This is a genomic window from Neolewinella sp., assembly GCF_965214665.1.
Taxonomy (GTDB): Bacteria; Bacteroidota; Bacteroidia; order Chitinophagales; family Saprospiraceae; genus Neolewinella.
The window spans coordinates 648,877-660,768 of the sequence record NZ_OZ243970.1; the positions used below are offsets into that span (position 1 = coordinate 648,877).

An 11,892-nucleotide genomic window follows, 5' to 3' on the forward strand; every position below is an offset into this window, starting at 1 on the left:
GCTTTCGAAAGATTTAGCTTTCTTTAGGCTACCTGGGCTTTTGCCCGTGAGCCTTGCTGTCATATTTCCCCATGCCCCCACCTTCTTCTGCCACTACCCAATCCGAAGCCGTACTCGAAGCCCAACTCATCCAGCAGCTCACCACCCTGGGCTACGAGCGGGTAACCCTGCCCGACGAGGACGCCCTCTTTGCCAACCTAAAGCGGCAGCTTGAAAAGCACAACGGGCTCGAGCTGACGGAGCGGGAATTTCAGAAGGTCCTTAACCACCTGGACAAGGGCAACGTCTTCGACCGCGCCCGGACGCTGCGCGACCGCATGCAGCTGGACCGCGACGACGGTACCTCGGCCTACGTGCAGTTCCTCAACACCGAGCATTGGTGCCGCAACGAGTACCAGGTGACCAACCAGGTGACGCTGGAGGGCAGCTACAAGAACCGCTACGATGTGACCCTACTCGTGAACGGACTGCCCTTGGTGCAGATTGAGCTGAAGCGGCGGGGCATCGAGATGAAGGAGGCCTTCAACCAGATTAACCGCTACCACAAGCACAGTTTCCGGGCCGCCCGTGGGCTGTACCAGTACGTGCAACTCTTCGTGATCAGTAATGGGGTCAACACCAAGTACTACGCCAACAACCGACGGCAGGAGTACAAGCAGACCTTCTACTGGACGGACGCGGATAACCAGTTGATCACCCGCCTCGATGAATTTGCCCGGGAGTTTCTGGAGAAGTGCCACGTGTCGAAGATGATCTGCAAGTACATCGTACAGCACCACACCTACCAGATCCTGATGGTGCTGCGGCCGTACCAGTACTACGCCGTGGAGGCCATCATCGACCGGGTAAAGAACAGCCGGAAAAACGGCTACATCTGGCACACCACCGGATCGGGAAAAACGCTGACCAGCTTCAAGGCCGCACAGGTATTGAAGAGCCTGCCGGAGGTGGACAAGGTCATCTTTGTGGTGGACCGTAAGGACCTGGACTATCAGACCACCCGGGAGTTCAACGAGTTCAGCAAGGGTAGCGTGGACAGCACGGAGGACACCACGATGCTGGTCCAACAGTTCGCAGACGACACTGACCTGATCGTCACCACCATCCAGAAGCTAAATACCGCCATCACCGGCACCCGCTACGAACGGCGGATGGCCCACCTGCGGGATAAGCGGATCGTCTTCATCTTCGATGAGTGCCACCGCAGCCAGTTCGGCGATACCCACCGACGGATCGTGGACTTCTTCCGGGGGGCGCAGCTGTTCGGTTTCACCGGTACGCCCATCTTCGTGGAGAACGCAGCGGCGGGCCTGGGTGGTAAGCAGACCACGGCTATGCTCTTCGAGAAGTGCCTGCACAAGTACGTGATCACCAACGCGATCAAGGACGAGAACGTGCTGAAGTTCAGCATCGAGTACGTGGGCCGCTACCGCAACAAGGAAAACGGCAACGACGTGAACCTGGACATCGACGTGGAGGCGATCGACACGCGGGAACTGCTGGACGACGCGGGCCGCCTGGCGAAGATTACCGACTGGATCATCGCCAACCACGACCGGAAAACCCATCACCGCAAGTTCACCGCCATCTTCGCGGTGAGCAGCGTCGATAACCTGATCCGCTACTACGACCTCTTCCGGGAGCGGGACACGACGGGACTGCGCATTGCGACCATCTTCAGTTATTCGGCCAACGAGGTGGCTCGGGACGCGGACGGCATGATCGGCGAGCCGGACTTCGAAAACGACGGACCCACCAACGCCCATACCCGCGACCGGCTGGAGGAATTCATCGGCCACTACAACACCGAGTTCGGAACCAGCTTCACCACCCGCGACAGCAAGAAATTCTACAGCTACTATAAGGACATCGGGCGCCGCATCAAGGATCGGGAAAGGGACAACTCCCAGGACCGGGACCGCGTCGATATTCTGCTGGTGGTAAATATGTTCCTGACCGGCTTCGACGCCAAGCTGGTCAACACCCTGTATGTGGACAAGAACCTACGCTACCACGGACTGGTGCAGGCCTTCAGCCGTACCAACCGCATCATCGGCGACGTGAAGAGCCAGGGCAACATCGTCAGCTTCCGCAACCTCAAGGGGGCGACGGACGAGGCGATCGCACTGTTCTCCAATCTGGAAGCGAAGGAGGTGATCCTAATGGAGCCCTACGAGGTGTACCTGGAGCGCTTCGACGAGGCGCTGCAGGAACTGCTTACCATCGTCCCCAACCCCGAGGCCGTCGACCGGCTGTTGACGGAGCAGGAAGAACTGGCCTTCGTGCAGGCCTTTCGCAAGCTGATCCGGATCGACAATATCCTTTCCGGCTTCTCCAACTACACGGAGGACGAGGTGGCCATCGATGCCCAGACCTTTGAGGACTACAAAAGCAAGTACCTGGACATCCGCGACAAGGTCCGCACGGAGCAGCGGTTGCAAAAGGTGAGCATCCTGAACGATGTGGACTTCGAGGTAGAGCTGATCCACCGCGACCAGGTCAACGTCAGCTACATTATCCGGCTGCTGGCTGCCCTGCACACCGCTAAGCCGGAGGAGCGCGAAGCCCGCCGACAGGAGATCGACAACCGCCTGGCCAATGAGGTGCAGCTGCGCAGCAAGCGGGAACTGATCGAGAAATTCATCGACCGGGAGCTGCCCCGGACCCGGAAGGACGCGGACATCGAGCAGGAGTTCGACAACTTCATGGGAGCCGAGAAACAACGGGCCATCGTGACTTTAGCGCAACAGGAGCACCTGACCGAAGCCGGCCTGCAGCAGGTGATCAACTCCAGCATCTACACGGGCCGCGAGCCCTCACAAGCAGAGTTACAAGAGATCATGGTGGTGCAGCCGAGTATCCTGCAACGATCTACGATCCTGGGGCGGATCCAGGAGGGGATTCGGGGGTTGTTGGAGCGGTTTTATGAGGAGGGGTAGGGAGCACAATCCAATGAGCCTCAATAGGTAGTAGGGAGGCTTGATTTGTAAACGCGAAAAGGGCTGGTGAATAACAGGTCACACTCAACCAGATAGACAAGGGAAACCTAACCTTGCGCTTCAAGACGGAGATGGCAGCCCTTTAATCAAGTCTTCTGCCCAATCCAGCATTGGATGAATTCCCTCTCTTTTTATCGTTTCGGTTAGGATTAAGTCTTTTAATTTTGATCTGACGAGACTTGTAATTGGTTTCTTGGCTCCACCACCCACTTTCTCATTCAGTTCATCAATTAGCTCTGCTAGGTCGTGACCTGTCTGAGCAATAAGCACATTTACGTCTGCCAGTTTGAAATCAAGATATTCTGTGATCCCGGTTAGTAACTCAGCTGCGGATACATCACCTTTTTTATCGGCGTTGTAGGATATGCCATTGGCGGTCAGGCAAACCAAATATCCGTCCTTCGTACCTGTGAAAGTCGCAAGACCTCTTTCTTTTAAGTCTTCTGCAATAACGCGCTCATCATCTGCGACAACCCTGTAGCCTGAATTCCTTAGCAAAAATCCGAGAGTGTGGTTTTCGGGCTCACCACGGTTCATCTGCAGCAAACGTATGGCAGCGTTTAGCTTATCAGGAAAACTCGTTTCTAATCGCTCAACTATGGCTTGTATGATCGCGAGGTATTTCCGGTGAAGTCCGTACCACGCTCTATCAAAATACCCCTCATTGTCAATAACTAGCTCCTTCAGCTCCTGCAAGAAAGTCAATGGATTTTCGCGCAACTTAACTTGGTAGTGGATAAAGTCAAGTTGCTTGGATGGGCGCACCTTATGCTTATCCGACATCATCTTTGCAAGCTCTCGATAGTAGCAGTGATAGCAGACATCAGTACCCTTTACAAAGTCCGCTTGAGGGTGTCGACCTCGTTCTCTGCAATTTTTATTAACGACGACATCAAAATCCGAGTGCTCTTTTAGCTCTCCGCTCACCAGCACCTCTTCGGTAAAGCGAGCATCCTGGGTAACATGAAAGTCCTTCATGCAATAAAGATACAATTTGTTTTATTAATGGCGGTTTATAAACTTTCACTCCATACATTGCTCAATTTTAAAGCCCTTACAAGAGGGTAGCAGTCATGCTGCTATAAGATCTTGACGTAAGGGTGTGCCACTGAACGGCAACACAACCATTTTTCTACTTAACATAATCAAAGCTATGGTTTTCCCCTAATCCGGAAGGGATCAGGATAGGAAAAACTTAGATCAACCCTTCCTCCACTCGGGCCTTCCACCGCGGGAACCCATCCACGAATTCCGATCCGACGCTCTCGTGGCGTACCGTCCAGAAGGGGTAGGGGAAGGTCTTCGAGCGGCGGTAGTTGCTGCGGCCGACGGCGGTAAGGTGCTGCACCTCCGCCGTTACCCGTTCTAGGTGCTCGGACAGCGTACCCTCGTCTTGCGGCAGACTCCAGACGTAGGTTGCGTGACTGTCCAGCAACTCCATCAAAAAATGGTGCATGACCTGGCCGCGAACGAAGAAGAGAAAGCCAAAACGCGGGGAAAGAACAAAATGGAGCTTCTGTCCCGCTTCGTGGTGGCTAGCCAGGTGCGCCAGCTGGGCGGCGTTGCGAACATTCTGGGTGCGTAGGATCTCCTCCAGCAGTTCCGCTCCCGGTGGGGGAAGCAGCACCCGGACCGGATCGTCCTCCGCGTAGTTGGCCAGCAGTTCTTCCGGCGTGAATAGCCGCCGGTCCGTCTCCTCCGGACGGAGTAGGTCTTGTAGGGTGCGCGCCCGTAAGACCTCGATGAGTCGATCATCAATGCGACTAAGGTGGGGCGAGTATGCCTTTCGGATTTCTGGCTCGCTGGCGGCGTCAAAGGTCAGCTCGCAGGTGACGTCCACCGTCTTACGCCTCAGGTAGCGGGCAAAGTAGCCCCGGATGGGGTGGAATTCCTTGCGCAGGTGCGAATTGGGGATACGGTACCGAATCGCTCCGATCCAGTCCCGGTAGTATCCCTCAGCGTAGCCGTCGCCAACAGTCAGTTCTGTGATGGGCACCCGGAAATTCAAGGGATAGGTACTTGATGTCGGCTCCTCCGTATCCATCCCGATCGGGAAGTCACTAGCCGGTGGTACATCTGGAGGATCGGGCGGCCCGGTAAATTTAGCAGCTGCTTCCTCCGGTACCTCAATCATGCTTAGGGGTAGTTCCCCGGCCCGGTAGTAGGTGAGCTGGGCGCAAAACTGCTCCCGATCCAGCGTGGCGAACTGTACGGCGCTCACGGCCTGCCTGGCCGGGCGAGCGGGGCGGTACTCCCCGGCGGGGGCTGAGTAGTCCACTATCCGCACGGAGAGCGTCCCGCTCCTCCGGTCGTAACTCGTCATTTCAACTTCCCAGTACACCGGTTGCCGTGTTTGGAACCGGAAGTTATCCTCGCCCAGGTTAGTCGCCGACCAGGGCAGGGCCAGCTCGTCCGTAAGGTAGAGTCGCTCGTTGGTCGGTCGTAGAACGATGGTGGCCACGGTTAGTAGAGTTAGGGAATCGATGCGCGCTGTTACGCTAAAAGGTACGACGGTCGGCAATACGTTTCACCCCGGCCTCCCGCCTTTCTGCGGTACGTGCGCTCGCAGCGCGGGTCAACCTTCCGACTCAGGACCCGGTACCGTAACTTGAGGACGGTAGCTGAGTATGGCTACCTTTCCAACGTTTACCAGGATGAAAAAATCACGACCTAGTCCACCGCCAAAAGCCTGGTTTAGGTGCCATCAGCGCCATGGGGTTTACAATTTTTACGAGGTGATTGGTGGACCGGGAAAAACAAAAGACGGCTACCTAACCGCGATCCACTTTTTAAGCAGTCCGCCCCAGATCACGGTGCAGCACAACTATGAGCACGACCGATCTGGTCTAACCGGCACTTGGTGTCATTATGAGGCTAGTGAGGAGATCACCGAAGCCGCGTTCACCGAAGCTCTCGACCGAGCCCTCGACTGCGGCGGTGTCATTGTTACCTAGCGTCCGGAGCTGCTGCAAAACTGCGTACAAACGGTGCGGGGGAGGGGTGTCGCGAAAGTCTACTTAACATAAGGAAAGCTATGGCAACAACCTAAGCGCCTGATACTTAGGCCTTCCATGCGGAATGTGGGGCCACAATGCTGAACCGCATTCCGTCACTAGCTCTCTTGGGGCAAAGTAGCTGCCCACTAGATGCCTTCACCCTCCTTTCCTACGCCGCACCTGACCATTCAGGATTCCAAGATCCGGATGGACAAGGACACCGGCTTCGTCTGCATCACCGATATTGGCAATCTCAAGGGTGGGGGATCAGGGGGTAAGGAGTACGTCGCTAACTGGCTGCGCAGCGCCAACAACATCGCCTTCTTCGCAGCCTGGGAGATGAAGCACAACCCCGGTTTTAAAGGTGTCGAATTCGACACCTTTAGAATTGATGCTGGTCTCAACTCCTTTCGACTTAGCGTCGCCAACCTCGTGGAAGCCGGCGCAACGGGGATCATGGCCAAGAAAGGAAAGTACGGCGGCACCTACTGCAATATCGACTGGACGATCCACTTCTCAAACTGGCTCGATCCGTTCTTCTACGTGGAGACCATCGAGGCGTTTCGTAAGCTCAGTGACACCTTCTTCGGGCGGGAGCAGCTGCACCATCGCTTCGCCCGGGAGCTTGCCTCCGAGAACTTTAGCTTAGTCACCAAGGGTCTAAACAAGAGTCTGCCCGGCAAGGCTGACAAACTGGTTCGCCGTCACCTCTCATCTGTCGAAGCCGACATCTTAAACCTGGCTCTCTGGAAGATGACGTCTCAGCGGTGGCGTGATCGGTTCCAGCAACCGGATCCAAACAAGAATATGCGTGACTTTGCGACGGCTGAAGAACTCAAAGTGCTGGCCGGACTAGAGATAACGATGCGCAACCTCCAGGAGGACATGTACACGAAGGAAGAGAAGTTAGCCCGTCTGTCAGCTCAGGCTGAAGAACTCCTCATGCATTACTGCAACACGCCACAAAAAGTACTCGCACTTACCCAAGCCAGGGAAGAAAGAGGCTGGTAAGGTTGGCCGTTGAGGTGACGGTAAATCTCACCAAAGGCTGCGTACAAACGGTGCGGGGGAGGGGTGCTGTAGAACTCTACTTAACATAACAAAAGCTATCGGATATGCATAGAGCAAGCACTTGCCATTTGCCATAGCTTCTCATCAAACTAGAAATTGTTTGTAGTCCTAATCTACCGCAGGCAGGATAAACTGACTCAGCAGCTCGAAGGGCTGCTCCATCTCAGGAAATTTGCCATAGTTTTCGCCCGTGAATACCGCAACTAGATCGAGTGTGGGAAACACCATGATGTACTGTCCACCATTCCACCATTCCCCCAAGCCTCGTACGATCGGATGCTTTCTCCGCCCACTTCTCGATCGAGCATACGCCATAGATAGCCGAAGTCTTCACCGTACAGATCACTGGTTGTCTGCTTCGACGTAGACTCCGCGATCCAGTTCTCCGAAACAACCCGGTGTCCCTTCCATGTGCCTCCGTTTAAGTAGAGTTGTCCGAATTTTGCCATGTCGCGCGGCCGCAGACTCAGCCCCCCTCCGGTCATGGCCAGTCCCTGACTTCCCCGCGAGTTAGTGATGGGCCAGTGGTAGACGGTGATGCCAAGTGGACCGAACAGATAGCGATTAGCGAAGTCAGGAATACGTAAGTCAGAGGCGCGTGTAATCACATTACCTAGAGTCACAACTCCACCTGTGGCGTAAGAGAACGTATCGCCCGGCGCGGCCACGAGGGGTTGATCGAGGTAGAATTTGATCCAGTCGTTGGTAGGGTACATCGCATCTTCGTTCCCCTTGATACCTGAAGTCATGCTAAGAAGATGCTTCAGAGTTATGTCCTCCTTGCGTCCGTCCCAGTTGTCGATACTACCGTCGTACTCTGGGAAGTAGGGCAGAAGTTTAGCGTCTACGGATTGGATAAAACCCTGGTCGATCGCGATACCTACCAGGGCTGATGTTATAGACTTAGCCGCCGATTTCATATTGTGTAGGCTATCACGGTCAAAGGATCCGAAGTACTCCTCCACAACAAGCGTACCATTACGGGCAAGAAGTACGCTGTTGATCCCTTGATACTTATTACTGTGAATCTGACCCAACATCTGAATGATGAGGGTGGAGTCGATAGCTGCCTCTGATAGCGTACCAACCGGCCAGCCGTCATTTGTTTGTGCCGGCACATGATAGTCGGAGTTGGTTGCGGCACCTGCTTGGTAAGCAGTTGCGCATGCTGTAGCTCCAAGTAAGAGCACGGTCCAGATATAGATCTTCATAGTGATTGAGTAGTCAGACGTGGAACGATGTTCAGCAAGGTTAGGTGAGTAAGATAGTAGACATCCGACCAGCTAACTACTAGGAACATCATAGTTCACATCATGGCTATACGGATGTTGGTGGGGGAGCCCCTTCAGCCTCTACTTAACATAAGAAATACTATGGGTGAAGCTTAAACACCTGATTTACAGCGTTTTGATGGTCATATCTTGGTCTATCATCTGTCTGTACCTAGAGTGGATGATTAACCCCGGTATTACAGTAGCCGTGGTCCCATCCGCTGTTTTAGTACGGCTCTCAAGCGAGGTTCCTGTTGGGCTACGATCTTGCGTCTGGCCTCAATCATATGCTCTGGACCCAAGCGTTCTCGATCAAGGTAGGCCGAGTACTCCGAACTACATGAACAACAGGATCTGGACGATCGTATAGCGGGTTGTGCTTGTCTCTAGTCAGCGCCAGTTCAACGCGCTTGATCTTTGAATCGGGATACCCAGCAAAGGTGTTGTACAGTATCGTTTCAAGTCCATCTTTGAGTATCCCTCAGGCCGTACCTTTTCGATTCTAGTGTAAAGTCGCGCGATGTCTGATATCCGGACGTGATCCTTAGAACCCGCTACGGCAGTGATAATTTTCTGGGCGTGAATCCCCTCCCGCAGTAGTTGCCGGTGCAGGGTGATTGCACTATCTCCCGTCGAGATTGAATCATCCAGGATCAGGGAAGATCGGTTCAGCTGATCCTTAATTTTCCGTAGCCCGTCGCTAGAAGATAAACGATCGGTGATCATAAGTGCGGCTACTATTCACGGAGCGCAACGACTTTGACTTGATTGCGATCAGAAATTCGAACGTGGCGCGCAAACGATTTGACACCTACAATCCGCTAGCGTTGTCGCTGACCGTAATACAGCGCTGGTGATGGTACTGTTGGAGTGCGTTATAGCTCTACGGAACCGATTTGCGGCCCGTAGTTTCTCGCAGCTACAGCGCTACGTCCGCATAAATCACGCTGATGGGCAGCTTGACCCCCATAGAGCGAAACTCTACCTCGTCGTTCATACGGTAGTAGGAGCGCATAGACCAGCTGTCGGGTGCTTCGCGATAAAACGCATCTACACGTACCGATCGACTATCGACCAGAATGTACTCCATGAAACTAGGAATACTGAAATACGCATGAAATTTCTCTCCCCGGTCAATGTGCTCCGTACCCTTAGACAACACTTCAACTATCATAGTAGGATTGACTAATTGGGCAATGCTTGCATCTATATACTGCTGCTTATTAGCGCACACCACCGTAAGATCCGGAAAGTAATAGCGATTAGAGGATGCCACGTAAACCGCCACATTGCTGCCCCTCACTTTACAGTCTCCCCGACGAAAATAAAGTTCACCCTGTAGTAAATCATTGATGCTAGCATGAGCCTGGGAACCGCCGGACATCATTCGTAGCTGACCGTCCAGATATTCGATCTTGAAGTCGCTAGAACCTAGCAAATCGATGTACTCTTCATAAGAGTAAAGTCTTTTTTCAATCCGTACTGCTCCCATTTTATATCTTTTCAGTCCCCAAGTTACGCTCTTCATAGCGATCCTGCGTCAGTTTGTAACACCGCACCGCCCCCCCACCCAGCTCCCCCAGCCGCACTACCCCACCCACCGGTACCGTATGCTGCACCGTCTGCGGCCAGGCGTAAAGCAGATCGGCCTGCTGGTAGGATGTCATTACACGGAGCTCTCCCACTCGTGCCTCCGCTGCGAAGTTGACCACAAAGAGGTAGCTACCATCCCCATAAGTATCCAGACGCTGCCAGTAGACTAATCCACCCGCTTCGACCTGCACGGCACCTGCGGCCGCGCCCATGTGTGCCAGACTGCCGGCCGCGAACCGGTGAAGTTCCTGAAGGGCTGCGAATAGCTCGAAGTTTCCCCCCCACCGCCAGGGGCCACTGACGGACTTCAAACCGCCACGCTCCTGAAAGACATAGAGCTTGGTGTAGACCTCATTGGGAGCGGGATGAAAGTGACGATCGCGCTGCTCGAAGCCAAGGGAAAAGTACAAGGGCAACTGGTCTAAAAACAGTCCGGTGAATACGCGCGCCACCTCCCCGTGGTGGTGAAAATGATCGAAGCGGGGGTCGTCTTTATCTCCGGTGATGGCCGTGAATGCCGGGGTAACGGGGGTGACCTCAGCGATCTCGAGGTACGATTCCAGTGCATCCATGAACTCGGTCGAGCCGGGGACCATGGACTGCAAGTTACCTAGGGTGACCTCCGCCTCGCTGGCCATGAGGTGCTGGAGTTCATCGCCGTAGGCCATCACCCCGCTGGGAGCCAGGAAGCTTTCGGCGAAATAGGCAAAATGGGGGGTATGGTCTGCAATGCGTCGTTTTGCCGCGCGCAGCGGGTCGTAATAGTCACCGATCTGCTCGGGCACGCCCCCCAGCCGCATTTGTACGTGCGACATGTCGCCGCGCATAAAGTCGAAGTTGTACGTGGACTGCACCCGCGCGTAGTGGTCGGTGAAGTAATCCCATACCTCGGTGCGCGGCCGGTCGAAGTCGATCGCCCAGTCGCGGTTATCGTCCTTGCGGCCGTAGAGCTTGAAGCGAGTGAGGGGACCGAATACCCGGCTCATCTCCTGCGGCTGGGTGATGCGGTAGTCGCGCCAGCGGCGGCCGGCCTCGTCGACGGTTAAAGCGGCGGGGTCGGAGTCTACTTCCAGACCGCGGTAGGGGGGGGCCATGGTGGCGGGTACGGGTTCGAGACCGCGGCGGTAGAGGTAGTCGACCAGGGCGACGCGGCGCTCGCGGCGACGAGTATAATCCTGATGCTGGCCGAAGAGGAGGACGAGGCGCTCGGCTTCGGATTGCTGGTGAAAAAAGCTTTCTGCCGCATAGGTGACGCCCGGGCTAATGCTGGTGAACCATTCGACGATTACCTGCTCGGCGTCTTCGTGAAGATTCTCGCGGTGGTCGGTGATCGTAAGGTCGTCGCGCCGTAGCCATTCGAAGTAGCTGGGGTTGGCGAGCACCATCTCGCTGTAGCGGTCGGTGTGGGGGATGACGTCCATGCCGACGAACTTGCCCATGGCGTGCAGAAGATTGACGACTACTTTGAGCTGTGCCTCGATGGAACGCAGTTGGGGGTACATGCGCAGGGCCTCCAGGTCAATGAACTCCGGGTTAAGATTCCAGCTCGCCATGCCGTACAGGCTCCCCACCACGCCGGGCTCCCAGATGGGGAGTAGGTGAATGCCGCGGATGTGATCGGGTAGGGTGAGGGCATACTTCAGCACGTTCCAGAAGCTGCCGATGGTGCGTACGTTGATGCCTACGGTGTTGCAGCGTTTGAGCCAACTGCCGTCGGGGCGGGTAGCGAGGTGACTGGGCGTGGTGTGGGTGGGATTGAGGGCGTCGTCGAATGCTTCGCTGCCGAGGCGGTCGCGGAGGATTTCTGCTAGCTCGATGCCGGTGAGGTCGAGGGCGAGCTGGGGGGGGAGATTGGCGATGTAGGAGGTGATGCCTTCGGTGTAGGCGGCTACGGCCTGGTGGCCGTCGTGTTGCCACCACTGTTGGTAGTTTTGGTAGTTGGTTTGGCTCATTGCTCCGTAA

General features: G+C 55.2%; 8 protein-coding genes. 3 read left to right on the forward strand and 5 right to left on the reverse strand.

Features of this window, described 5'->3' with window-relative positions:
- The first annotated feature begins 71 nt into the window (after positions 1-71).
- Positions 72-2,939, forward strand: coding sequence for a type I restriction endonuclease subunit R (locus tag ACOOHD_RS03025; RefSeq protein WP_420460085.1), 2,868 nt, complete (start codon positions 72-74; stop codon positions 2,937-2,939).
- Positions 2,940-3,059: 120 nt separating this feature from the next.
- Here ACOOHD_RS03025 and ACOOHD_RS03030 read toward each other — a convergent pair whose 3' ends face one another.
- Positions 3,060-3,977, reverse strand: a complete 918-nt coding sequence (locus ACOOHD_RS03030; protein WP_420460086.1) for a hypothetical protein — start codon at positions 3,975-3,977, stop codon at positions 3,060-3,062.
- A gap of 217 nt (positions 3,978-4,194) precedes the next feature.
- Positions 4,195-5,460 (reverse strand): hypothetical protein, encoded by a 1,266-nt coding sequence (locus ACOOHD_RS03035; RefSeq protein ID WP_420460087.1) that lies wholly within the window; start codon positions 5,458-5,460, stop codon positions 4,195-4,197.
- A gap of 193 nt (positions 5,461-5,653) precedes the next feature.
- On the opposite strand from ACOOHD_RS03035, the gene ACOOHD_RS03040 reads away from it, so the two are divergent.
- Together ACOOHD_RS03040 and ACOOHD_RS03045 are read left to right on the forward strand one after the other, a co-directional pair.
- Complete coding sequence (locus ACOOHD_RS03040) at positions 5,654-5,953, forward strand: hypothetical protein (protein ID WP_420460088.1); 300 nt, start codon at positions 5,654-5,656, stop codon at positions 5,951-5,953.
- 192 nt (positions 5,954-6,145) lie between these two features.
- Positions 6,146-7,006, forward strand: coding sequence for a KilA-N domain-containing protein (locus ACOOHD_RS03045; protein WP_420460089.1), 861 nt, complete (start codon positions 6,146-6,148; stop codon positions 7,004-7,006).
- Positions 7,007-7,269: 263 nt separating this feature from the next.
- Here the strand turns inward: ACOOHD_RS03045 and ACOOHD_RS03050 are convergent, their stop codons facing one another.
- From ACOOHD_RS03050 to ACOOHD_RS03060, 3 genes are all read right to left on the reverse strand, one after another.
- Positions 7,270-8,277, reverse strand: a complete 1,008-nt coding sequence (locus ACOOHD_RS03050) for a serine hydrolase domain-containing protein (protein WP_420460090.1) — start codon at positions 8,275-8,277, stop codon at positions 7,270-7,272.
- A gap of 979 nt (positions 8,278-9,256) precedes the next feature.
- Complete coding sequence (locus tag ACOOHD_RS03055; protein ID WP_420460091.1) at positions 9,257-9,865, reverse strand: Uma2 family endonuclease; 609 nt, start codon at positions 9,863-9,865, stop codon at positions 9,257-9,259.
- Positions 9,831-11,882: a hypothetical protein gene (locus ACOOHD_RS03060; protein ID WP_420460092.1), complete on the reverse strand. Its 2,052-nt coding sequence runs from the start codon at positions 11,880-11,882 to the stop codon at positions 9,831-9,833. Before ACOOHD_RS03060 ends, ACOOHD_RS03055 begins: the two co-directional genes overlap by 35 nt.
- Positions 11,883-11,892: the final 10 nt, after the last annotated feature.

Excerpts from the sequence above, each read along its gene's own strand:
- ACOOHD_RS03025 (WP_420460085.1), top strand. The coding sequence starts at position 72 with ATGCCCCCACCTTCTTCTGCCACTACCCAATCCGAAGCCGTACTCGAA.
- ACOOHD_RS03030 (WP_420460086.1), bottom strand. The coding sequence starts at position 3,977 with ATGAAGGACTTTCATGTTACCCAGGATGCTCGCTTTACCGAAGAGGTG.
- ACOOHD_RS03040 (WP_420460088.1), top strand. The coding sequence starts at position 5,654 with ATGAAAAAATCACGACCTAGTCCACCGCCAAAAGCCTGGTTTAGGTGC.
- ACOOHD_RS03045 (WP_420460089.1), top strand. The coding sequence starts at position 6,146 with ATGCCTTCACCCTCCTTTCCTACGCCGCACCTGACCATTCAGGATTCC.
- ACOOHD_RS03050 (WP_420460090.1), bottom strand. The coding sequence starts at position 8,277 with ATGAAGATCTATATCTGGACCGTGCTCTTACTTGGAGCTACAGCATGC.
- ACOOHD_RS03055 (WP_420460091.1), bottom strand. The coding sequence starts at position 9,865 with ATGAAGAGCGTAACTTGGGGACTGAAAAGATATAAAATGGGAGCAGTA.
- ACOOHD_RS03060 (WP_420460092.1), bottom strand. The coding sequence starts at position 11,882 with ATGAGCCAAACCAACTACCAAAACTACCAACAGTGGTGGCAACACGAC.